Source organism: Amycolatopsis sp. GM8, assembly GCF_021653975.1.
In the GTDB taxonomy this organism is placed as follows: domain Bacteria; phylum Actinomycetota; class Actinomycetes; order Mycobacteriales; family Pseudonocardiaceae; genus Amycolatopsis_E.
In genome coordinates this window covers 875,777-895,588 of record NZ_JAJKFK010000002.1, presented here as the reverse complement: position 1 = coordinate 895,588, position 19,812 = coordinate 875,777, and the positions used below count along the sequence as shown (strand labels likewise).

Below are 19,812 nucleotides of genomic sequence, written 5' to 3'. Positions count from 1 at the left end.
ACTATAGCGTACATGGACCTCACGGTGCTGGGAGAACGAATCCAGGCGGAACGGACCGAACGGGGGTTGACGCTGCAGGCGCTGGCCGACCGATCGGGGGTCAGCGTGAGCATGCTTTCGTCGGTCGAGCGGGGGGCGAAGGCGCCGACGGTGGTGGTGCTCGACCGGATCGCGGACGGGCTCGGGGTGGCGCTGGCGCACCTGCTCACGCAACCGGAGCGCAGGATCGTCCGGCGCGCCGCCGAGCAGGACACCGTGCACGAACCGGGCGGCTGGCAGCGGACGATCCTGACCCCGGTCGTGCCGGGCGTGAACTTCGAATGGATCCGCTCGACGCTGCCGCCGGACTGCGAAGCCGGGACCTACGCGCCGTACGCGGCCGGCTCACACGAGTTCATCGTGGTGCAGAGCGGAACGCTGACACTGACCATCGACGGCGAAGTCCTGATCCTCGGCGAAGGCGATTCGCTGTACCTCGCCGCCGACTGCACGCTGTCCTACGCCAACCACTCCCACGCGCCGTGCACGTACTACGTGGCGGCGCTCGTCATGCGGCCGAGGACCCCTGGCCTCGGCCGCATGACCGCCGATCAGTAGAAGTCGAAGTTGTCGATGCAGGCGTCGCCGCCGTTGATCTCGTCGGTCGAGATGAAGCCGCCGTTGATGGGCCGGCCGCCGATGGTGCCCTTCAGGTCGCCGAGGCCGATGCCGTCGATGCCGGACATCTTCGCCGTCAGCTGCGCGCCCTGCGACGTCGCCTTGCTGACGTTCGGCTGGATGTCGGACACGTTCGACTGGCACACCAGCGCCATCGCGCCCGCGCTGTCACCGCCGTTGACCTTGCTGATGAAGTTCTGCGCGGTCACGTCGTAGGCATCGCCGCTGCCGCTGCCGCCCGAGCTGGAACTCGAGCTGGACGTCGGCGAGGTGGTGCGCGAACGCGACGTCGGCGTGGACGACCGGCTGGAACCACCCGAGCCGCCCGACTTCAGCGCGATGTCGTGCCAGCACCACTTGTCGTTCTGCTTCTCCAGGCCACCGGTCGCCGTGCCGCTCTCGCCGCCGGCGGTGACCGCGACGACCGCGGTCGCCTTGTCGCCGTTGGCCTGCACGCTGGTGAGCTTCGCGCTCGTCACGTCGTCGACCGCGTCGATCTTGTCGTTGACGTCCTTGTCGGCGTTCGCGCAGACCAGGGCCTTGAGCGCGGTCTTGTCGTGCTTGTTCAGCCCGTCCACGATCGACTGCGCCGTCGCGTCCGGCGCGGCGCTGGAACCACCACTGCCACCGACGAAGAAACCCGGCTGCCAGAAACCCGTGATGCCGAGCGCCGCAAGGATCACCACGATGACGACGGTCAGCCCGATCCACAGGCCCTTCTTGTTACCGCCACCGGGCGGCGGGGCGCCGTACATGCCCGGCGGGAACTGGCCGGTGGGCGGGTACTGCCCGCCACCGCCGGACGGGTCGTAGCCGGGGTAAGGCTGGCCGTAACCCGGCTGTTGCCCATAGCCGGGCTGCTGGCCGTAGCCCGGCTGCCCGTACTGCGGCTGGCCAGGCTGACCCGGCTGCTGACCGGGCTGCTGCGGGAAACCCCCCGACTGCGGATAGCCCCCCTGCTGCGGATACCCTCCTGGCTGCTGCTGCCCGTACCCACCGGGCTGCTGCCCATAGGGATCCGGCTGTTGCCCGTAATCCGGCTGGCCCGGCTGCGGTGGATACGTCATCGCTCTCGCCTTTCGCAAGTCCCCTACGCCCTGCTCGGACGTGCCGGCCCCCGGCCTGGTTCCAGCAAAAAGTACGCGAGAAGGGCTTCCGCCCGCTCGGACGGAAGCCCTTTCGTGACCGATGTGATCAATCGTGGTTCGTGGCGAACACCTGGAGCCGGTCGTAGGCCCCGTTGAAGCTGTCCTGGTCGATGGGGCTCGAGCTGTATTGCCAGAAGGTATAGACACCCCAGTTGAACGGCAGCGCGCCGACGGACGAGGCGTACCTCGCGACCCACAGCGGGTTGGTCGAGCTGAAGTCACCGCTCACGCATTGGCTCCACCAGCTGGTGCTCGTGTAGATCGCCGGCCATTTGCTGGTGCGCGCGTGGTAGGTGTCGCTGAAGTCCTTGATCCACGCGGTCATCGCGGCCGCGGACAGGCCGTAGCAGGTCGCGCCGTACGGGTTGTACTCCATGTCCAGCGCGCCGGGGAGGGTCTTGCCGTCGCCGGACCAGCCGCCGCCGTGGGCGAGGAAGTAGTTGGCCTGCGCCGCGCCGGAGGAGGTGTTCGGGGTCGCGAAGTGGTAGGCGCCGCGGATCATGCCGACGTTGTACGAACCGTTGTACTGCTGCGCGAAGTACGGGTTGACGTAGTTGACGTTCTCGGTCGCCTTGACGTAGGCGAACCGTTTGCCCTGTCCCCAGTAGCTGTTCCAGTCGACGTTGCCCTGGTAGCCGCTCACGTCGATACCCTCGACGGTGGCCGTGGCGGCGACGCCGTCGAGGTTGAGGCCCTGCGGCCGGCTCGCCGCCGCGCGACTGTCCTGAGTGGACTGATCGCCTTCGACCCGCCTGATCTGCGAGCCCATCGCGTGATCGTGCTCCGCGACATACGCGTCGACCGAGGCGGCGCTCTCGGCCGCGCCGGCCGGGGTGCACAGTCCGGACAGCAGTGCCGCCGCCGCGGCCACGCAGACGGCCGCCGTGAGCTGCCCGCGTCTTCTCGAAAATGTGGACATGGATGTATCCCTTTCGATTGCCCTCGCAGTCGGACGGCCGGTGCAGGGAGGCCGTCCGCGCGTGATTCTTTATGACGACATGGCGACTTGTCACCCACTTGCGCGAAGTTCTTGTGTCGTGTGAGGAAATTACGCATGACCTGGTGAAAAGAGCGACTTTCGTCGTGACTCCAACGGGCTAGCGATTGAGCGCGAAGCCGCTGAGCTGGTCAGGAGACCCGTCGAAGAGGTTCTGGTCGCCGGGCAGCGGGCCGGCGTCGGCGTACTGCCAGATCACCTGACGCTGCCAGCCGGCCGGCAGCGCGCCGATGAAGTCGTTGTACCGGGCCACCCAGAGCGGGTTCGCGCCGAATCCGGCATTGCCGCCGGTGCACCGGTTCCACCAGCTCGCCGAGGTGTAGATCGCGGGGAAACGACCGGTACGGGCCAGATAGGTGTTCGAAAAGTCGGCGAGCCAGACGCTCATCGCGACCGGGTCCATGCCGTAGCAGGCATCGCCGTACGGGTTGTACTCCGCGTCGAGCGCGCCGGGCAGGGTCCGGCCGTCGGGCGACCAGCCGCCGCCGTGATCGACGAAGTAGTTCGCCTGCGCCGCGCCGCTGGACACGTCCGGCCGCGCGAAGTGGTATGCACCGCGAATCATGCCGACGTCGTAGGAACCGTTGTACTGCTGGGCGAACTGCGGATTGGTGTAGCCGGTGCCCTCGGTCGCCTTGATGTAGACGAACCGGCCGCCCGCAGCCCAGGCCGCGCCCCAGTCGACCGGGCCCTGATGCCCGCTGACGTCGTGCCCGCGGATGCCGTCGAGGCTCTGGTATCGCATCGTCGGGTCGCCACCCTCGACCTTCGCGATCTGCGAACCGGCGAACGTGCTGCCCGCGAGACTGTAGTCAGCGGCGGCAGCCGCGGTGGGGGTGATCGTGACGGTCAGCGCACCGGACAGGGCAACGGCCGCGCCCCAGCGCAACCTCGAACTCGATGAACCCACAGCGACTCCCCTCTATCCCTCCGGGGAGCCACAATGCCTCTATGGAGCCTATACGGCGACTCGGTTGTCACTCCGTGGAGTGACAACACGGCGTGTCGTGTAAGCGACTATCACCGCTGGCCTTCGCGCGCGAGCGCGTACTCCAGGTGCTCGGCGGGTACGACCGCGGTGACCGCCTCGTGCGGGTTGATCGTCACCGGGTGCCCGGCCAGCAGCGGGACCATGTCCCGGCCGAGGACCGCGCGGGCGTGCGGCCACTCGCGCGGCACGAGCGACTTCGACGTGTACGCGGGCACCAGCACCCGGCCGTCGGTGTTGTGGAAGCCGATCACCGTGCGCTGCAGCGGCGACATCGCGTAGACGAACAGCGTCGCGTTGAGGATGACCGGCGGCAGGTCTTCGGCCGGCCGGTGATTGGTACGGACCAGTTGCAGCAGCCGCTCGAGCTCGTTGGCGGGCTCGGGGAACCCGAGCGCCTTCGGCGAGGGCCGGTACCGGTCGTTGGGGTGGAAGTCCTCGACGATCGCACCGCGCGCGTTGACCGGATAGGCGCCGACGACGGCCCACGAGGGCACCGGACCGTTGGGATCGAAGGCTTCGTCGATCACGTAGAGCCAGCTGTTGGGGTTCGCCCTCGCGTTGGCGCGCATCTCCTCGGTGATCTTCGGCTTGCCGAGCCGATTGACGGTCTGGGGATTCGGTACGAGCCGGTCTGCTTCGTCCCGCTGCGCCATGTTCTACCCCACGTGTCGCGTGCCTTCGTACTGACGTTCACTCTACTGTTCCGCCATGCCCCCTTCGCGTTCGGTCGATCCCGCAGAGTTACGTGCCGCGGTGACAGCGATCGCCGCCTGGTTGGACGGGGACGAGGAGAAACCGGAGCGCCCAGTACTGGCCGCCGCCGTACGCCTCAGCCTACGCGCTTTGGCGGCCGACGCGCCGGGGCGCACAGTGGAGGTACGGGTGCCGCCATTTGGTGCAGTGCAATGCATCGAGGGCCCGCGGCACACGCGCGGCACCCCGCCGAACGTGATCGAAACCGACCCGCGGACGTGGCTCGAACTCGCCACCGGCCGTCTGCAATGGACAGACGCGATGGAGGCCGGCCGGGTCACCGCTTCCGGGACCCGGGCCGACCTTTCCCACTGGCTGCCGGTGGTGCGGGACTAGACCTTGCGGCCGATGCCGCCCGCGATGCAGTGCTGAACCTGGTTGAGCGGCTTGATCTGCGGGCCGTCCGGCCACCAGTCGACACACTTCGAGACGCCGGGCGGGACCATCTCGAGATCGCCGAACAGGGCCTGGATCTCCGGCAGGGTACGGAAGGTGCCCGAGCCCATCATGCTGTGCCGGAACGCCTCTTCCATCTTCCGCGCGACCACGCTGTGCTCGTTCTCCGGGTCGAGGAAGTGGCTCACCACGACGTACGAACCGGGCGCGAGCGCCTCGATGTACTGCTCCATGATCTGCTTGGGCGCGTCGGGCTCGCCCTCGTAGTGGTGCAGCGTGCCGGCCTGCAGCAGCACGATCGGCTTCGAGAAGTCCAGGGTCTCCCGCACGAGCTGGTTCCCGAGCACCTCGTCCGGCTGGAAGATGTCCTCCGCGACGAAGTGCGTGTTCTCGTTCTCCTCCAGCAGCGCGCGCCCGTGCGCCAGCACCACCGGGTCGTTGTCGACGTAGACGACCTTGGCCTCGGGCTTGAGCCGCTGCACGACCTGGTGCGTGTTCTCCGCGGTGGGCAGGCCGGAGCCGAGGTCGAGGTACTGCGTGATGTCGGTCTGCAGGGAAAGGAACCGGCAGGCCCGGATCAGGAAGCCGCGGTTCTCGGTCGCGAGCTCTTGCGCCTCCGGCGCCGCCTTCTGCACCCCCCGCAGGACCTCACGGTCGATCTCGTAGTTGTCCTTGCCGTTGAGGAACGCGTCGTACACCCGCGCGATGCTCGCGCGGTTGGGATCGACGCCGACCGGGACCGCGGTGGGATAAGTGCGAGCGGTGTCCGTCATTGGGCGGCTCCCTGACTGGGAAGATCAGCTTAGTGTTGAAGGGCACACCTAGCGTAATGACTGTTTGCATCTTGGTAAATGCACGTGCAGGCTTGACCGCGGCCTGCCGCGGTGTACCTTCAATAGCTGGGCGATTTCCGTCTCTTTTGTACCCCGCACCAGGGAGGGTTCACCCCGATGGCCCAGTCCGATCCGCCGGAAGTGGAGCAGGGCACCGGTCCCACCGCACGCCGGATGATTCTGGGGACGCAACTGCGCAGGTTGCGCGAGTCCGCGGGCATCACGCGGGCGCAGGCGGCGTGGGAGATCCGGGCGTCGGAATCGAAGATCTCCCGGATGGAGCTGGGCCGCGTCGGCTGCAAGGAACGCGACGTGGTCGACCTGCTGACCATGTACGGGGTGCACGAGAAGGCCGAGCGCGACTGGGCCGTCGAGATGGTCAAGCAGGCCAACCGGCCGGGCTGGTGGCGCAGCTTCAACGAGACCCTGCCGAACTGGTTCGACAACTACATCGGCCTGGAAGAGGCCACCACCCGGATCCGTACCTACGAGCTGATGTTCGTCCCAGGCCTGCTGCAGACCGAGTCCTATGCCCGCGCGGTGATCTCGCGCGGCAGCTCGGACCAGGCCGACCAGAGCGTCGAGGACCGGGTCGCGATCCGGATGCGGCGGCAGAAGCTGCTCGCCGGCCAGAAGCCGCCCCGGCTGTGGGCCGTGCTCGACGAGGCGGTGCTGTACCGGCCGGTCGGCGGCATGGGCGTGCTCAAGGAGCAGCTGGAGTTCCTGCTCGAACTGATCAAGATGCCGACCATCTCGCTGCAGGTCGTGCCGTTCGCGGTCAGCGGTTTCGCGGTCGAGAGCGCGTTTTCGCTGCTGCAGTTCGCCGAGCCCGAGCTGCCCAACATCGCCTACCTCGAGCATCTCAACGGCGCCCTCTACCTGGAGAAGCCCGACGAGCTGGAGCTTTACGGCCGCGCCTTCGACCGGTTGACCGTCGACGCGGAAACACCCGATCGCAGCAGGCAGATGTTGCTCAAGCGCATCGCCGAGATCTAGCCAGCCGCTTTCGTCACGTTGAGTTAGCGCCGAGCGGGGAACTTCACCCGCTTGTGTGCAATGTGCACAAACCAGAAACCTGTAGTAGGTAACAATTTCTCCCAAGTGCACGTGCATCGACTCGTGCATTTACTCGTGCACCCAGGACTGGTAGCTTCTTGTCCACAAGTGCAGATGCACGTGCAGATGCACTACCGGACAGTCCGATCGGGAGGGTTCGAGAAAATGGCGAAACGATTTTCGAACGGCATGCCGGCCACCGAGCTGACCGGCGCCGACTGGCGCAAGAGCAAGTTCAGCGGCGCGATGGGCAACTGTGTCGAGGTCGCCACCCTGGCGTCCGGCGAGGTCGCCATGCGCAACTCACGTTTCCCGGAGGGCCCGGCGCTTGTCTACACGCGCGACGAGATGGCCGCGTTCCTCGCGGGTGCCAAGGACGGCGAATTCGACGATGTGCTCAGCTGAGCAAAACCCAGATCACTCCCTGGAGACGCGGCTGACCGAGCTGATCGGTCGCGGCTACCGGTTCATCCACCCCCGCGACGACGAGGGCAACGTCGCCGCCGTCGTGGGGATCCGGGTGCACGGCTCGGTCATCGACGTCGTCCGGCTCAACGCCGAGGACGACGTCGTGGCGAGCCGGGTGCCGGCGGATGAGACCGACATCCTCGCTCCGCGCACGATGCTGTGGCGCTGCCGCGGCACCGTCGACGTGGTGCTGAACGAGTTGCTCGCGCTGGACGACCAGTACGGCGCCGGCCGGGCGCGGCCGATGCGCGGCTGCTGGGTGTCCGACCAGGACGGGCGCTCGAAATGGCTCGCCGCGGCGAGCTGAGGAGCCGAAGGTCACTGTGGCGTCCTCCCGTGCAGGGGGCGGGGGCGACCTACACTTGAAGCGGCCCGCCCGCGTCTCCAGGGAGCACCTTCGTGGTTTCCGACCACAACGATCAGCCTGAGCACGAACCTCGGGAAGAATGCGGCGTGTTCGGTGCCTGGGCACCGGGCGAAGAAGTCGCGAAGATGGCCTACTACGGGTTGTACGCGTTGCAGCACCGAGGTCAGGAGGCCGCCGGCATCTCGGTGTCGGACGGCAAGCAGATCGTGGTCTTCAAGGATCTCGGTCTGGTCAGCCAGGTCTTCGACGAGCAGGTGCTGTCCTCCTTGCAGGGACACATCGCCGTCGGGCACTGCCGTTACTCCACCACCGGGTCCTCGACCTGGGAGAACGCCCAGCCGATGTTCCGCACGACCACCATCGGCAGCGGGCTTTCCCTGGCGCACAACGGAAATCTCGTCAACACAGCGGAACTGCGGGACCGTACCCGCGACGCCGGGATCAAACCGCTCGCGGGGCTGACCGGGTCGTCGAGCGACTCCGACCTGGTCTGTGGGCTGCTGGCGGCCTCGGCCGCCGACAAGGGCATCGAGGCCGCCGCGCTGGAGCTGTTGCCGACGCTGCGTGGCGCGTTCTGCCTGGTCTTCTCCGACGAGGAAACCCTTTACGCCGCACGGGATCCGCACGGCGTGCACCCGCTCGTGCTCGGCCGGCTCGAACGCGGCTGGGTCGTCGCGAGCGAGACCGCGGCGCTGGACATCATCGGCGCGTCGTTCGTACGGGAGGTCGAGCCGGGCGAGCTGATCGCCATCGACGCCGAGGGCCTGCGCTCCAGCCGGTTCGCCAGCCCCGAGCCGAAGGGCTGCATCTTCGAGTACGTGTACCTCGCCCGGCCGGACACCTCGATCGCCGGCCGCAGCGTGCACGCGACCCGGGTCGACATCGGCAAGCGGCTCGCGCAGGAGAACCCGGTCGAGGCCGACCTGGTCATCCCGGTGCCGGAGTCCGGTACCCCCGCGGCGATCGGGTACGCGCAGGCCTCGGGCATCCCGTACGGCCAGGGCCTGGTCAAGAACGGCTATGTCGGGCGCACGTTCATCCAGCCCTCGCAGACCATCCGGCAGCTGGGCATCCGGCTCAAGCTCAACCCGCTGCGAGACGTGATCCGCGGCAAGCGCCTGGTCGTGGTGGACGACTCGATCGTGCGTGGCAACACCCAGCGCGCGCTGGTCCGGATGCTGCGCGAGGCCGGCGCACTCGAGGTGCACGTGCGGATCGCGTCGCCGCCGGTGCGCTGGCCGTGCTTCTACGGCATCGACTTCGCCTCGCGGGCGGAACTGGTGGCCAACGGCGCCGACCTGGACGGTATCCGCCGGCTCATCGGCGCCGACTCGCTCGGTTACGTATCGCTGGACGGTCTGGTCGCCGCGTCCGAGCAGCCGAAGTCGCGGCTGTGCACGGCGTGCTTCAGCGGCGAGTACCCGATCCCGCTGCCCGATGACGCACTCATCGGCAAGCACCTGCTGGAGAGCATGGACGACACCACGGCGACCTCATTGAGCGTCACCCAGGCCGGGTACGGTGCTGGGGATGCCGTCCGGCGTCCCTGAGCCGAAACCAGTCTGGAGTCCGCTTGCCGTGAGCGAATCCACGAACGCCACCTACGCCGCGGCCGGGGTCGATATCGACGCCGGTGACGAAGCCGTCGAGCTGCTGAAACCGCATGCGCAGCGGACCAGCAGGCCCGAGGTCCTCGGCGGGGTGGGCGGGTTCGCCGGGCTGTTCGCGCTCAAGCTCGACCGGTGGAAGGAGCCCGTGCTGGCCTCCTCGACGGACGGGGTGGGCACGAAGATCGCGGTCGCGCAGGCGCTGGACAAGCACGACACGGTGGGCGTCGACCTGGTCGCCATGGTGGTCGACGATCTCGTGGTCACCGGGGCCGAGCCGCTGTTCCTGCAGGACTACATCGCGGTCGGCAAGGTCAAGCCGAAGCGGATCGAGGCGCTGGTCAGCGGCATCGCCGACGGCTGCGTCCAGGCCGGCTGCACGCTGCTGGGCGGCGAGACGGCCGAGCACCCGGGGATGATGGGCGAGCACGACTACGACCTGTCCGCGACCGGTATCGGCGTGGTCGAGGCGTCCGGCGTGCTGGGGCCCGACCGGGTTCGCCCCGGTGACGTGGTGGTCGCGATGGGGTCGTCCGGCCTGCATTCCAACGGTTACTCGCTGGCGCGGCACGTGCTGCTGGAGATCGCCCGGATGCCGCTGGAGGGTCACGTCGAGGAGTTCGGCCGCACGCTGGGTGAGGAACTGCTCGAACCGACCAAGATCTACGCCAAGGACTGCCTCGCGCTCGCGGCCGAGGCCGAGGTGCGCACGTTCGCGCACGTCACCGGCGGCGGGCTGGCGGCGAACCTGGCACGCGTCATGCCGCCGGGGCTGACCGCGAAGCTGGACCGGGGCACCTGGAGCCCGGCGCCGGTGTTCGCGCTGATCGCGCAGCGCGGCAAGGTCGAGCGGGCCGAGATGGAGAAGACGTTCAACATGGGCGTCGGCATGGTCGCGGTGGTCGACGCCGAAGACGTCGATCGGGCGATGGCGGTGCTGACCGCGCGGCACGTCCCGGCCTGGGTGCTGGGCGAGGTCCGTCCGTCGGAAGACGACGAGAGCCCGCGTGCGGTGCTGTCGGGCGACCACCCGCGATTCTGACTCGGTTTTGCCCAGACTTTTGGCTACACTGGTTGGTATGACGATCGCACCCGACGTTCCACTCGGCGAGGCCCGTGACCGGCTCTCCGAACTGGTCACGGAGGTTTCGCGCACGCATCACCGGATCACCATCACCCGGCACGGCCACCCCGACGCGGTGCTCATCTCGCCGGACGACCTGGCGGCGCTGGAAGAAACGGTCGACATCCTGTCGCACCCGGAGGTAGCGGACGGCCTGCGGGAAGGCATCGAGGACGCCGCTGCCGGACGTTTCGCCGATACCGAGTCGATCAGGGCCAAGTATCTGAAGTGACAGCCCACCACGTGCGGTTCACCGCACGCGCCGAAGGCGACCTCGACAAGATGCCCGAGAAGATCGCGGCCGCCTGCGTCGAGTTCATCTTCGGCCCGCTCGCCGAGAATCCCTACCGGCTGGGCAAACCGCTGGTCGGCGAGTTCGTCGGAACCTATTCGGCGCGGCGTGGATCGTATCGGGTGCTGTACGAGATCGATGACGACGACATCGTGATCGAGATCCTGCACATCGACCATCGAGCCCATGTCTATCGACGATGACCTCGCCGTCACCCGCCGGATCGTGATTCCGGCGGGTGAGCTGCGCGAACGGTTCTCCCGGTCCTCGGGCCCCGGTGGGCAGGGCGTGAACACGACGGACTCGCGGGTCGAGCTGTCCTTCGACGTCGCGCGGTCACCGTCCATTCCGGACGATCTGCGGCCGCGGCTGCTCGCCCGGCTGGCCTCGCGACTGACCGGCGGTGTGCTGACGATCGCCGCGCGCGAACAGCGTGCCCAGCTGGCCAACCGCGAGGCGGCGCGGGCGCGGCTCGTCTCGGTGCTGCGGGACGCGGCGGCGGCGCCACCGCCGAAACGCCGCCCCACCAAACCGAGCCGCGGCTCGAAGGAACGCAGGCTCGCCGAGAAGAAACGCCGCGGCGACGTCAAACGCGGCCGGGGCGGGCGCTACGACGACTGACCGGCCTCCACCAGTGCCTGCTCCCGCTGCGCGGGGATCATGACCGGCACCGGCCGGCGGGCCCAGCCGCAGGTCAGCGTGGCACTCGCCGCGACGCCGAGGGTGTTCAGCAGGACGTCGTCGGTCGAGGTGACCCGGCCGGCGTGCAACAGGTACTGGATCAACTCCAGCATGACCGACACCGCGAACGCGGCGAGCGTGATCCGCCGGATCGACCGCATCGCCGGCACCCTCAGCGGCACCAGCACCCCGAGCGGCGCCAGCAGCAGCAGATTCCCCGCGATCTGCCACAGCGACCCGTTGTCGGAGAACTCGGTGAGGATGTCCGAGCCCGGCATCAGATGCACGGAGCTGCCACCCGAGTCGCCGATCGGCATCATCGTCAGTGCCAGGATTTCCAGCGCCACAAGCACAATCCCGACATCGAGACCGGACGTGGTGGCCGCGCTCAGCGCGGATCTGGTGCGGCTGCGCCAGTTCGTCAGGAACCGCCACGCGAACAACGCGAATGGCAGCGCGATGATCGTCACCGGTGCCAGGATCCCGAAACTAGCCGAAAGTACAGCCACGCCCGCCCCTCCCCGACTCGCCTACGTAAATGATCTTTGCAGCGAGCCGCGAAATCGGCAGAGCCGATCGAGTGCACTTTTCGGTGAACCGCCGATCGCCCGGCGTGGCGTTACGGGCTGGTGAACGGGATTCTGCTACCGCGCTTCGCCTGCTCCAGGACACGTTGAATGTGCAGGCCACGGCGCACATCGCAGGGGTGCGTGGTGGTGCCCGTGGCGATCATCGCGGCGAAGTCGTCGAGGAGTGCGGTGAACCGCTCGACTCCGGCAACCGGGCGACGGTTGAGCACCCGGTAACCCTGCGCACCGTAGACCGCGAATTCCGCGACGGTGGGCCGGATCGGCAGCCGACTGGACATCGTCGCGGTGCTGGAAGCGCCGCCCTCATGGGTGAACACGAGATGGCACAGGTCCTCGTCCGAGCGGTAGGACGTGAGGACCTCGGTGATCGGCCCGAGCGCGGCGTCCAGCAGATCGACGACATGCGGCCCGATGTCCGCCAGCGCGCCGTCTTCGTGCCGCCACGTCGAACCGCTGTACGGCCCGCCGAGCAGCGCGCCCGACAGCCAGCGCGCGGAACCACCGGTCCAGCCGCCGACCGACGCGAGATCGTCCAGCCATTCCCGCGTCTCGATCGCGAACCGCAAGGTGAACATGACCAGGCTCGCGACCTCGGCCGCGAGCACGGCATCGGCGAGCCGTTCCGCCGAGTCCAGGTCGGTCGCCAGCGGCTTTTCGAGGATCACGTGCTTGCCCGCCCGTACGGCCCGCAGCGCCAGTTCGGTCTGCACGGCGGGCGGCACCGCGAACGCGACCGCGTCCACCTGCGCCAGCAACTCGTCGAGGCTCTGCGACACGGACGCGCAGTGCGTGTCCGCCAGTTCGCGCGCGGCCTCGGGCCGTCGGGCCCAGACCGTGGTGAGCGACGTGCCGGGATGGTCGGCCAGACCGGGCGCGTGCACGGACTTCGCCCACGGGCCCGCGCCGACGAGGCCGACCCGCAGCGGCTCGTCCATGGTCAGGAGTACGAGTAGAAGCCGCGCCCGCTCTTCTTGCCCAGCAGGCCCGCGTCCACCATGCGCAGCAGCAGCGGCGGCGCGGCGTACAGCGGCTCCTTGAACTCGTCGTACATCGAGTCCGCGATGGCCTTGATGGTGTCGAGTCCGATCAGGTCGGACAGCCGCAGCGGGCCCATCGGGTGCGCGGTGCCCAGCTCCATACCGTGGTCGACGTCCTCGGCGGTGGCGAACCCGGACTCGACCATCCGGATCGCGGACAGCAGGTACGGCACCAGCAGCGAGTTCACGATGAAGCCCGCGCGGTCCTTCGCGCGGATCACGGTCTTGCCGAGCATCCCGCTGGCATGCTCGTCGGCGCGCTTGACCGTCTCGTCGCTCGTCAGCAGCGACGGCACCAGCTCGACCAGCGGCAGCACCGGGACCGGGTTGAAGAAGTGGATGCCGATCACCTGTGCGGGACGGCCGGTGGCCATGCCGAGCTTCATGATCGGGATCGAGGACGTGTTCGAGGCGAAGATCGCGTCGGCCCGCTCGACGATCTTGTCCAGCGAGCGGAAGATCTCGACCTTCGCGGCTTCCTGCTCGATGACCGCTTCGATGACGAGATCGCGGTCGGCGAACGACTCCAGCTCAGTGGTGTACGTCAGCCGCCGCAGCGCCTCGTCCGCATCGGACTCGGCGAGCTTGCCGCGCGAGACGGCACGCTGGAGCGACTGCTCGATCCGCGCGCGCCCGGCGTCCAGCGCCGACTGGTTGACCTCGGTGATCGTCACGTCGGCGCCCGCCCGCGCGTGCACCTCGGCGATACCCGAGCCCATCAGACCAGCACCGATCACGCCGACGCGCTGGATGTCCGCCACAAAAGCCTCCTCGAACGGACCCGGCGCATGACGAGGAACGAGGGCGGCCCCCGGAACTCACCGGAAGTCACCCTCGTGCCTCGTCAGACATCAACGACGGTAGTCGTCGTACTCGTCCTCGTACGGGTCCTCGTACTTGTCGTCCTCGTCGTGGGAGTTCTGAGAGGATTTACCTGACAGCTCGCGCTGCAAAGCATCGAAGTCAGTGTCGTGAGTGCTGTATTTGAGCTCTCGCGCCACCTTCGTCTGCTTGGCCTTAGCCCGGCCGCGCCCCATGGCTCGACCCCCTCGCACAGGGACGGGGCGGCCGGGGGAAACGGCGGCCCCGCATGTCTCGACAACTATTTCCTGTCCACACCGTACCTTGTCGGAGGGGTTGAATGCGACGTGGCATGTGGTCTCGTGGCGAGTGTCTCGCCGCCTTCCCGTGGTCGGTGCACGGAGCGCCCTGCTGACGTGCCACGATGCAACGGTGCTCCGACCGTTCGTGGCCTACCTGAGGGTGTACGAACCCCTGTCCGCTTTCGGCGAGCCGCCGTCCGACCAGCTGAAGCGGGCGGTCGAGGCGGCGACGCTGACCAGGGCGACCGTGGGCGAGCGCGAGCAACAGATGTGGCTCAAGTCACAGGCCGCGGCGCCGGTTCGGCTGCTGCCCGCCGAGCTCGCCGACGGCCGCGCCGCGCCCAGCACGGGGACCGATGTGCTGGTGCTGGATCCGGCCGACGTCCCGGGCAAAGTGGGGCCGGGACCGCTCGTCTGTCCACTCGAACTCCGCGCGCGTTCCGCGGCCGCTCTGGTGAGCTTTCTGGGCGACGCGTCGCCCGCGCTGCAGGCGAGCGTCCTCGACGCCGGCGGAGTCACCGCCGAGGTCGTCCGGTCGCGCACGAACTCGGCGTTGAGCGATCTGCCGAAGGCCGCCGTGCACGTGTTGTCCACGACCTGGACCGTGCCGCTGCCGTGGTTCGCGCTCGTCGACCCGGCGCAGCGGCGGGTGAAGCTCGGCACCGGGCCGGAGGATCCCGAGCGGGAGCTGTCGTGGCGCGTCGCGATGCCGGACGCGCTGGCGCGGGCGGCCGAGGCGCGGGAGCTGGTGGAGAGCACGCTGGGGGACTCGGGCCCGGCGCGGATCCTGGAAGAGACCGAGCACTGGCTGACGAACTTCGACCCGGCCTCGGCGGTGGAGCTCGACTACGGCGGACTGGTCCAGCTGATCGCGGACCCGATCCTCGAATCGGACACCTCGGCCGAGGAGGTGCACCGGATTCTCGAAGCCCTGCGCTCGGGCGATGTCGAGCAGCTCGCGGAACTGTTCAACGACCTGCGTGAGTACTGGAGCGAACTCGCCGCCCGCGAGCACTTCAACTAATCGTCTTCGCGGGCGCGCTCGGCCGCCAGCAGGTCGTCCACCGACGCCGTGCGGTCGCGGTAGCGGGTGGCGATCTCGGAGTTGAACAGGTCGACCACTGCCTGGACCTCGCGGCGGCGCGTGGACACCGAAGCCTCTTCCTCGCCGTAGTCGCGCAGGGTCTCGGCGAGCTTGTCGTCCGAGAGCGTGCCGACGTCGGTCAGGTCCGAGTTGCCGACCAGCGCCTCCGCCTGCCGCCGGTGCTCGCCGGCCCGCGAGGGCTCCAGATCCTGGTGCCGGCCCGAACCGCGCGCCGGGCGCAGCGCGTTGTCGGCGAGGATCGTCGCGAGCTGGTCCACGATGCTGCTCTGCCCGCCGGTGCTGCGGCGCTGCTGCTCGGCCCGAACGATGTCGATCCGGGCGTGCAGGAGCCGGCGCAGGTAGGACAGGTCCGTCTCCTCCTGCGCGGCCTCGTCACGCCGCTCACGCAGCCCGTCGAGCGAAAGCTCGCCGAGGCCGCGCACATAGCCGGGATCCAGGACGCGGTCGATGCGGCGACGTCCACCCGGCCGGACTTCGATCACGCGCACATCCTGCTCCATCGCGACCCGCCGCGCCAGGGCGGGTTCGTTCCTTTTCAACCACGCAAGCGCGCGGCGGCCTCGCGGCCCGGTGCGGCATGCTCGGCGGGCACCGAATCGGGGTCCACGGCGGCCTGCACGGCACGATCTTCGTCCCCGGCAAGGAATTCCGCGTCCACCGGCGCCGAGCGTTTCAGCAGCGCCAGCGCGACGGGGCCCAGCTCGTGATGCTGCGCGACGCTGCCGACCCGGCCCACGACCCGGTCGCCGAGGCGCACCGGATCGCCGGTCTCGGGGTAGATCTCCGGCGAACCGTCGAGGTGCAGCAACACCATCCGGCGAGGCGGGCGCCCGACGTTGAACACCTTCGCGACGGTTTCCTGGCCGCGGTAACAGCCCTTCGCGACATGCGCCGCGCTGCCGATCCAGTTGACCTCGTGCGGGATCGTCCGGTCGTCGGTGTCCACGCCGAGGCGCGGGCGCAGCGACTCGACCCGCAGCGCGTCGAACGCCCAGCTGCCCGCCGGGCGCGCGCCCGCGTCGGTGATGCGCTGCCACCAGGCGGCGAGGGCCGGCCGCGGCACCACCAGGTCGACGCTCGACCGGCCGGGCCAAGGCATGCGGCGGGCGAAGCCGCCCTCGATCGGCGTGACCGCGTACGGCGTCGCGGCGAGTTCGATGTCCAAAGTGGACAGAATCTGATCGGCGTCCGGCCCCAGCAGCGTCAGCACCGCCAGCTCGCCGGTGACGTCGGAGATCTCGACCTGCGACCAGAACTTCATGGCTTCGAGGTACTCGCGCAGTGTCTGCGGCCCGCCCTTGGGCAGCGCGCTGGTCGCCCGCGCGCCGGGATCGGAATCCAGGTAGACCGCGCCGTCGACGTGCGCGACGACCATGTGGGTGTCGATGTGGCCCTGGCTGTCGAGCACGAGCGCTTCGGTGCCCATACCTTCGCGCAGTTCCGTTACGTGCTGGGAAATGACCAGGTGCAGCCAGGACAATCGCTCGGGGCCGGTCACCTTCAGCACTTCGCGGTGCGAGCGGTCGACGACGGCGGCGCTCCTGGTGGCGGTGCGCTGCTCGGCGAACGGATCGCCCCAATGCCAGGGGACGCCTTGTTCCGGGTGGCCGTCCGGCGGCGCCACGGCGCCCGGAGCCTCGAGAAGCGGCGACTGGTAGGTCATACCCTCGATGTTAGGTGAGTACGGTGATCCCATGCGCGTACTCGCTTTCCTGGACGGAACCCTCGCCGATCCCGACGTCCCGCACATCCGGGTCGAGGACCTCGGTCTCATGCGCGGCGACGGCATCTTCGAAACGGTGCTGGTGGCCGGTGGCACCCCGCGCGAGCTGCGGCCGCACCTGGACCGGCTGGCCCGCTCCGCGTCGATGCTGGACCTGCCCGAGCCCGACGACGACGCGTGGCAGCGAGCGACCCGACTGGTGATCGACAACTGGGCCGGCGACGACGAGTTCGCGCTGAAACTGGTCTACACCAGGGGTTTGGACGCCGGACCGACCGCGTTCGCGATGGGTATCCCGATCGAGGAGAAGGTGATCCGCGCCCGCGCCGAGGGTGTTGCCGCGGTGACGCTGGAGCGGGGGATCGACCCTGGCCTCGCCGAGCGGGCGCCGTGGCTGTTGCTGGGCGCGAAATCCTTGTCCTACGCGGTAAACATGGCCGCAGGCCGCGAAGCCGCTCGCCGCGGTGCCGGCGATGTGATCTTCATGGCGACCGACGATTCGGTGCTCGAAGGGCCGACCTCGAACGTGATCATCGCGCGGGGCCGCACGCTGTACACGCCCCCGGCGACGATCGGGATCCTGCCGGGCACCACGCAGGCCGCCGTGTTCCGCGGTGCCGAGCGCCTCGGCTGGACCACGAAGATCGAGCCGCTGGCGGCCGCCGACCTGCGCGACAACGACGGGTTGTTCCTGGCTTCGTCGGTGCGCAAGCTGACCCGCGTGCACACCCTCGACGGGGACCGGCTGCCCGACACGAGCGAGGTGCACGCCGAGCTGGCGAAGGCCTACGAGGACGTCTACGCCTGAGCGCCGAACCAAGGAGCCCACGGTGATCCGGGCGGACCATGTCCGCTGACCGGTGACATCGCGGCCGCGACCGAACTCCTCGACAGCCTGTCCGGGATCTGACCGCGGAAGCTCAGCCGACCACGCGCCGCAGATGTGCCGAGGCGTGCGGCTGCATGGGCTCGCCGACCATGGCGCGTTCCTCGACGTAGCCGAGGTCGCCGTTGTTGATCAACCCGTACAGCCGCTGGGCACCGGTCACCTCTTTCGCGGTGGCGGTGCGGACGACGGCATCCGTGGCCAGCTCCCAGGACGTCTGGTTGCGCGGCTTGCCGTAGAAGATCTCCATGATCCCGCTCGCATGAGCGAGCAGCAGCTCGATCGTGTCGTCGGGCTGCGGGCGCCACCAACCGACCTCACGGGCGGCGGGGCGGATCACGTTGCCTTCGTCGTCGAGCAGCCAGGCGCGCGCCTCGTGGAAGAGGAACGGCCTGCCGTCGTGCGCGATGGTCAGCTGCTGGGCGAACCGGACCGGCTTCTCCATGGTGGAGTAGTTGATCTCGCCCTCGCCGCGCCACACCCCGACCAACGGCAGCAGCGCGAGGCAGGCGTCGTTGAGATTCGCGCCCTCGCGCAGGTTCGCGGTGTCGACCGGAATCGGCAGATCGTCGAACTGGGGGAGGTTGCGGTCCCGGGTGCTCTCCGCCCGCTGCTCAGCGGCCTGGATGGCGTCATCGCCGCTACCCATGGATCAACGCTGGTCGGAGTAGAGCCGGTAGACGACGTACACGGCGAACCAGGCGATCGCGATACCGGCGATCACCAGCAGAGTCGTAAAGAGAGCTTCCACACCAGCAGCTTAACCGCCGGAACGCTCCGCGCTCGGGTGGCCCTCGACACGCGAAAAGGCCGCCTCCCGAACCCGGGAGGCGGCCTCGTCAGCGCAGGACTCAGGCGACCGAGATGGCCACCTGGTGCAGGCCCGGACCCTCCGCGGTGACCGACGCCTCGCCGTTGCCCGAGCGGTGCAGCGCCCGCACGATCCACGCGCCCGGCGCGGCGTAGAACCGGAAGTCGCCCTGCGGCGAGGCCTGGACCTCACCGGCGAAGTCGCCGTCGCCGTTGAGCAGGCGCACGTACGCGCCGCCGAGCGGCCCGGCGGTCCCGTTCACCGTGCCGGCCAGCACGACCTGGCCCTGGGTGTCGATGTCCGCGGCCGTGGCCGTCTGCACCGGCGCTCCGCAACCGTCCGCACTCATTTGGCAGCTCCCGTCTCGATCGGCACGCCCACCAGCGAGCCGTACTCGGTCCATGATCCGTCGTAGTTCTTCACGTCCGACAACCCGATCAGCTCGTGCAGCGCGAACCAGGTGTGGCTGGAGCGCTCGCCGATCCGGCAGTAGGCGATGGTCGACTTACCGGTGTCCAGGCCCGCCTCGTTGTACAGCTCGGTGAGCTCCTCGGCGGTCTTGAACGTGCCGTCCTCGTTGGCGGTCTTGGCCCACGGCACGTTCAGCGCGGTCGGGATGTGGCCGGCGCGCTGCGCCGACTCCTGCGGCAGGTGCGCCGGGGCGAGCAGCTTGCCGGAGAACTCGTCGGGCGAGCGGACGTCGACCAGGTTCTTGGTGCCGATCGCGTCGACGACCTCGTCGCGGAACGCGCGGATCGACGTGTCGGGCTCCTTGGCGGAGTACGTGGTGGCCTCGCGCTTCACCTCGTCACCGGACAGCTCGCGGCCGTCGAGTTCCCACTTCTTGCGGCCGCCGTCGAGCAGCTTGACCTTGTCGTGGCCGTAGAGCTTGAAGTACCAGTAGGCGTAGGCGGCGAACCAGTTGTTGTTGCCGCCGTAGAGGACCACCAGGTCGTCGTTGCCGATGCCCTTCTCGGACAGCAGGGCGTCGAAGCCCGCGCGGTCCACGAAGTCCCGGCGGACCGGGTCCTGCAGGTCGGTCTTCCAGTCGAGCTTCACGGCACCGCGGATGTGGCCGCCGTCGTATGCGGTGGTGTCCTCGTCCACCTCGGCGAAGACCACGCCAGGGGTGTCCAGGTTCTCCTCGGCCCACTGCGTCGTGACCAGGACGTCTTCACGGCTCATTTG

Annotated in this window: 26 protein-coding genes; 12 read left to right on the top strand and 14 right to left on the bottom strand. The window is 68.8% G+C overall.

The annotated features are described in order from the left end of the window. The first annotated feature begins 12 nt into the window (after nucleotides 1-12). Nucleotides 13-597: a helix-turn-helix domain-containing protein gene (locus LOZ83_RS11790; RefSeq protein WP_236790488.1), complete on the top strand. Its 585-nt coding sequence runs from the start codon at nucleotides 13-15 to the stop codon at nucleotides 595-597. On the opposite strand, the gene LOZ83_RS11785 is transcribed toward LOZ83_RS11790, so the two are convergent. The 4 genes from LOZ83_RS11785 to LOZ83_RS11770 form a co-directional block, all read right to left on the bottom strand. Continuing rightward, the gene (locus LOZ83_RS11785) at nucleotides 591-1,724 is read right to left on the bottom strand and encodes a hypothetical protein (RefSeq protein WP_236790487.1); all 1,134 of its coding nucleotides are present in this window, start codon (nucleotides 1,722-1,724) and stop codon (nucleotides 591-593) included. The two genes, LOZ83_RS11790 and LOZ83_RS11785, sit on opposite strands and share 7 nt — an antisense overlap. A gap of 127 nt (nucleotides 1,725-1,851) precedes the next feature. Beyond that, entirely contained in the window at nucleotides 1,852-2,724 is an 873-nt protein-coding gene (locus LOZ83_RS11780) for a lysozyme (protein WP_236790486.1), read from the bottom strand. Nucleotides 2,725-2,902: 178 nt separating this feature from the next. Continuing rightward, nucleotides 2,903-3,712 carry a lysozyme gene (locus LOZ83_RS11775; protein ID WP_374202650.1) on the bottom strand — a complete coding sequence of 270 codons (810 nt, stop codon included), beginning with the start codon at nucleotides 3,710-3,712 and terminating at the stop codon, nucleotides 2,903-2,905. Between the two features lie 110 nt (nucleotides 3,713-3,822). Further along, complete coding sequence (locus LOZ83_RS11770) at nucleotides 3,823-4,446, bottom strand: type VII secretion system-associated protein (RefSeq protein WP_236790485.1); 624 nt, start codon at nucleotides 4,444-4,446, stop codon at nucleotides 3,823-3,825. 55 nt (nucleotides 4,447-4,501) lie between these two features. On the opposite strand from LOZ83_RS11770, the gene LOZ83_RS11765 reads away from it, so the two are divergent. Next, a complete protein-coding gene (locus LOZ83_RS11765) occupies nucleotides 4,502-4,882 on the top strand; it encodes a sterol carrier family protein (RefSeq protein WP_236790484.1) in 381 nt (126 codons plus the stop codon). On the opposite strand, the gene LOZ83_RS11760 is transcribed toward LOZ83_RS11765, so the two are convergent. Continuing rightward, the gene (locus tag LOZ83_RS11760; protein WP_236790483.1) at nucleotides 4,879-5,715 is read right to left on the bottom strand and encodes an SAM-dependent methyltransferase; all 837 of its coding nucleotides are present in this window, start codon (nucleotides 5,713-5,715) and stop codon (nucleotides 4,879-4,881) included. The genes LOZ83_RS11765 and LOZ83_RS11760 overlap by 4 nt on opposite strands. Before the next feature lie 177 nt (nucleotides 5,716-5,892). Between LOZ83_RS11760 and LOZ83_RS11755 the strand changes: the two genes are divergently transcribed. The 8 genes from LOZ83_RS11755 (at nucleotide 5,893) to arfB (ending at nucleotide 11,309) form a co-directional block, all read left to right on the top strand. Then, nucleotides 5,893-6,771 carry a helix-turn-helix transcriptional regulator gene (locus LOZ83_RS11755; RefSeq protein ID WP_236790482.1) on the top strand — a complete coding sequence of 293 codons (879 nt, stop codon included), beginning with the start codon at nucleotides 5,893-5,895 and terminating at the stop codon, nucleotides 6,769-6,771. Nucleotides 6,772-6,996: 225 nt separating this feature from the next. Then, nucleotides 6,997-7,236 (top strand): DUF397 domain-containing protein, encoded by a 240-nt coding sequence (locus tag LOZ83_RS11750; protein WP_236790481.1) that lies wholly within the window; start codon nucleotides 6,997-6,999, stop codon nucleotides 7,234-7,236. Then, complete coding sequence (locus LOZ83_RS11745; protein WP_236790480.1) at nucleotides 7,223-7,606, top strand: hypothetical protein; 384 nt, start codon at nucleotides 7,223-7,225, stop codon at nucleotides 7,604-7,606. The genes LOZ83_RS11750 and LOZ83_RS11745 overlap by 14 nt, the downstream gene beginning before the upstream one ends. 92 nt (nucleotides 7,607-7,698) lie before the next feature. Then, on the top strand, nucleotides 7,699-9,216 hold the full coding sequence (gene purF / locus LOZ83_RS11740) for an amidophosphoribosyltransferase (RefSeq protein ID WP_236790479.1): 1,518 nt from the start codon (nucleotides 7,699-7,701) through the stop codon (nucleotides 9,214-9,216). A gap of 28 nt (nucleotides 9,217-9,244) precedes the next feature. Further along, on the top strand, nucleotides 9,245-10,315 hold the full coding sequence (gene purM, locus LOZ83_RS11735) for a phosphoribosylformylglycinamidine cyclo-ligase (RefSeq protein ID WP_236790478.1): 1,071 nt from the start codon (nucleotides 9,245-9,247) through the stop codon (nucleotides 10,313-10,315). 37 nt (nucleotides 10,316-10,352) lie between these two features. Beyond that, nucleotides 10,353-10,628 (top strand): type II toxin-antitoxin system Phd/YefM family antitoxin, encoded by a 276-nt coding sequence (locus tag LOZ83_RS11730; protein WP_236790477.1) that lies wholly within the window; start codon nucleotides 10,353-10,355, stop codon nucleotides 10,626-10,628. After that, on the top strand, nucleotides 10,625-10,891 hold the full coding sequence (locus tag LOZ83_RS11725) for a type II toxin-antitoxin system RelE/ParE family toxin (RefSeq protein WP_236790476.1): 267 nt from the start codon (nucleotides 10,625-10,627) through the stop codon (nucleotides 10,889-10,891). The genes LOZ83_RS11730 and LOZ83_RS11725 overlap by 4 nt, the downstream gene beginning before the upstream one ends. Beyond that, complete coding sequence (gene arfB, locus LOZ83_RS11720; RefSeq protein ID WP_236790475.1) at nucleotides 10,875-11,309, top strand: alternative ribosome rescue aminoacyl-tRNA hydrolase ArfB; 435 nt, start codon at nucleotides 10,875-10,877, stop codon at nucleotides 11,307-11,309. Before LOZ83_RS11725 ends, arfB begins: the two co-directional genes overlap by 17 nt. Here arfB and LOZ83_RS11715 read toward each other — a convergent pair. From LOZ83_RS11715 to LOZ83_RS11700, 4 genes are all read right to left on the bottom strand, one after another. Next, nucleotides 11,297-11,839, bottom strand: a complete 543-nt coding sequence (locus tag LOZ83_RS11715; RefSeq protein WP_236790474.1) for a VanZ family protein — start codon at nucleotides 11,837-11,839, stop codon at nucleotides 11,297-11,299. The two genes, arfB and LOZ83_RS11715, sit on opposite strands and share 13 nt — an antisense overlap. Before the next feature lie 149 nt (nucleotides 11,840-11,988). Beyond that, on the bottom strand, nucleotides 11,989-12,894 hold the full coding sequence (locus tag LOZ83_RS11710; RefSeq protein WP_236790473.1) for a Gfo/Idh/MocA family protein: 906 nt from the start codon (nucleotides 12,892-12,894) through the stop codon (nucleotides 11,989-11,991). A gap of 2 nt (nucleotides 12,895-12,896) precedes the next feature. Continuing rightward, nucleotides 12,897-13,757, bottom strand: coding sequence for a 3-hydroxybutyryl-CoA dehydrogenase (locus tag LOZ83_RS11705; RefSeq protein ID WP_236790472.1), 861 nt, complete (start codon nucleotides 13,755-13,757; stop codon nucleotides 12,897-12,899). Nucleotides 13,758-13,847: 90 nt separating this feature from the next. Beyond that, nucleotides 13,848-14,033: a DUF3073 domain-containing protein gene (locus LOZ83_RS11700; protein ID WP_236790471.1), complete on the bottom strand. Its 186-nt coding sequence runs from the start codon at nucleotides 14,031-14,033 to the stop codon at nucleotides 13,848-13,850. Nucleotides 14,034-14,229: 196 nt separating this feature from the next. Here LOZ83_RS11700 and LOZ83_RS11695 point away from each other — a divergent pair, with 196 nt between their 5' ends. Further along, on the top strand, nucleotides 14,230-15,123 hold the full coding sequence (locus LOZ83_RS11695; RefSeq protein WP_236790470.1) for a hypothetical protein: 894 nt from the start codon (nucleotides 14,230-14,232) through the stop codon (nucleotides 15,121-15,123). Here the strand turns inward: LOZ83_RS11695 and LOZ83_RS11690 are convergent. Both LOZ83_RS11690 and LOZ83_RS11685 read right to left on the bottom strand, forming a co-directional pair. Continuing rightward, nucleotides 15,120-15,686 carry an aerial mycelium formation protein gene (locus LOZ83_RS11690; RefSeq protein WP_236790780.1) on the bottom strand — a complete coding sequence of 189 codons (567 nt, stop codon included), beginning with the start codon at nucleotides 15,684-15,686 and terminating at the stop codon, nucleotides 15,120-15,122. The two genes, LOZ83_RS11695 and LOZ83_RS11690, sit on opposite strands and share 4 nt — an antisense overlap. 53 nt (nucleotides 15,687-15,739) lie before the next feature. After that, nucleotides 15,740-16,867 carry a folate-binding protein YgfZ gene (locus tag LOZ83_RS11685; protein ID WP_236790469.1) on the bottom strand — a complete coding sequence of 376 codons (1,128 nt, stop codon included), beginning with the start codon at nucleotides 16,865-16,867 and terminating at the stop codon, nucleotides 15,740-15,742. Between the two features lie 31 nt (nucleotides 16,868-16,898). Here LOZ83_RS11685 and LOZ83_RS11680 point away from each other — a divergent pair, with 31 nt between their 5' ends. Further along, complete coding sequence (locus LOZ83_RS11680) at nucleotides 16,899-17,735, top strand: aminodeoxychorismate lyase (protein ID WP_236790468.1); 837 nt, start codon at nucleotides 16,899-16,901, stop codon at nucleotides 17,733-17,735. A 112-nt stretch (nucleotides 17,736-17,847) separates the two neighbouring features. Here the strand turns inward: LOZ83_RS11680 and LOZ83_RS11675 are convergent, their stop codons facing one another. The 3 genes from LOZ83_RS11675 to LOZ83_RS11665 form a co-directional block, all read right to left on the bottom strand. Further along, entirely contained in the window at nucleotides 17,848-18,462 is a 615-nt protein-coding gene (locus LOZ83_RS11675) for an FABP family protein (protein ID WP_236790467.1), read from the bottom strand. A gap of 202 nt (nucleotides 18,463-18,664) precedes the next feature. Beyond that, nucleotides 18,665-18,973 (bottom strand): DUF1416 domain-containing protein, encoded by a 309-nt coding sequence (locus LOZ83_RS11670; protein WP_236790466.1) that lies wholly within the window; start codon nucleotides 18,971-18,973, stop codon nucleotides 18,665-18,667. After that, the gene (locus tag LOZ83_RS11665; RefSeq protein ID WP_236790465.1) at nucleotides 18,970-19,809 is read right to left on the bottom strand and encodes a sulfurtransferase; all 840 of its coding nucleotides are present in this window, start codon (nucleotides 19,807-19,809) and stop codon (nucleotides 18,970-18,972) included. The genes LOZ83_RS11670 and LOZ83_RS11665 overlap by 4 nt, the downstream gene beginning before the upstream one ends. Nucleotides 19,810-19,812 lie beyond the last annotated feature (3 nt).

Bases quoted from the DNA above. Each gene is read 5' to 3' on its own strand.
- LOZ83_RS11745 (WP_236790480.1), top strand. From the start codon at position 7,223: ATGTGCTCAGCTGAGCAAAACCCAGATCACTCCCTGGAGACGCGGCTG.
- LOZ83_RS11755 (WP_236790482.1), top strand. From the start codon at position 5,893: ATGGCCCAGTCCGATCCGCCGGAAGTGGAGCAGGGCACCGGTCCCACC.
- LOZ83_RS11760 (WP_236790483.1), bottom strand. From the start codon at position 5,715: ATGACGGACACCGCTCGCACTTATCCCACCGCGGTCCCGGTCGGCGTC.
- LOZ83_RS11685 (WP_236790469.1), bottom strand. From the start codon at position 16,867: ATGACCTACCAGTCGCCGCTTCTCGAGGCTCCGGGCGCCGTGGCGCCG.
- LOZ83_RS11770 (WP_236790485.1), bottom strand. From the start codon at position 4,446: ATGGCGCAGCGGGACGAAGCAGACCGGCTCGTACCGAATCCCCAGACC.
- arfB (WP_236790475.1), top strand. From the start codon at position 10,875: ATGTCTATCGACGATGACCTCGCCGTCACCCGCCGGATCGTGATTCCG.
- LOZ83_RS11750 (WP_236790481.1), top strand. From the start codon at position 6,997: ATGGCGAAACGATTTTCGAACGGCATGCCGGCCACCGAGCTGACCGGC.
- LOZ83_RS11710 (WP_236790473.1), bottom strand. From the start codon at position 12,894: ATGGACGAGCCGCTGCGGGTCGGCCTCGTCGGCGCGGGCCCGTGGGCG.
- LOZ83_RS11675 (WP_236790467.1), bottom strand. From the start codon at position 18,462: ATGGGTAGCGGCGATGACGCCATCCAGGCCGCTGAGCAGCGGGCGGAG.
- LOZ83_RS11780 (WP_236790486.1), bottom strand. From the start codon at position 2,724: ATGTCCACATTTTCGAGAAGACGCGGGCAGCTCACGGCGGCCGTCTGC.
- LOZ83_RS11665 (WP_236790465.1), bottom strand. From the start codon at position 19,809: ATGAGCCGTGAAGACGTCCTGGTCACGACGCAGTGGGCCGAGGAGAAC.
- LOZ83_RS11785 (WP_236790487.1), bottom strand. From the start codon at position 1,724: ATGACGTATCCACCGCAGCCGGGCCAGCCGGATTACGGGCAACAGCCG.
- LOZ83_RS11765 (WP_236790484.1), top strand. From the start codon at position 4,502: ATGCCCCCTTCGCGTTCGGTCGATCCCGCAGAGTTACGTGCCGCGGTG.
- LOZ83_RS11700 (WP_236790471.1), bottom strand. From the start codon at position 14,033: ATGGGGCGCGGCCGGGCTAAGGCCAAGCAGACGAAGGTGGCGCGAGAG.
- LOZ83_RS11730 (WP_236790477.1), top strand. From the start codon at position 10,353: ATGACGATCGCACCCGACGTTCCACTCGGCGAGGCCCGTGACCGGCTC.
- LOZ83_RS11670 (WP_236790466.1), bottom strand. From the start codon at position 18,973: ATGAGTGCGGACGGTTGCGGAGCGCCGGTGCAGACGGCCACGGCCGCG.
- LOZ83_RS11680 (WP_236790468.1), top strand. From the start codon at position 16,899: ATGCGCGTACTCGCTTTCCTGGACGGAACCCTCGCCGATCCCGACGTC.
- LOZ83_RS11790 (WP_236790488.1), top strand. From the start codon at position 13: ATGGACCTCACGGTGCTGGGAGAACGAATCCAGGCGGAACGGACCGAA.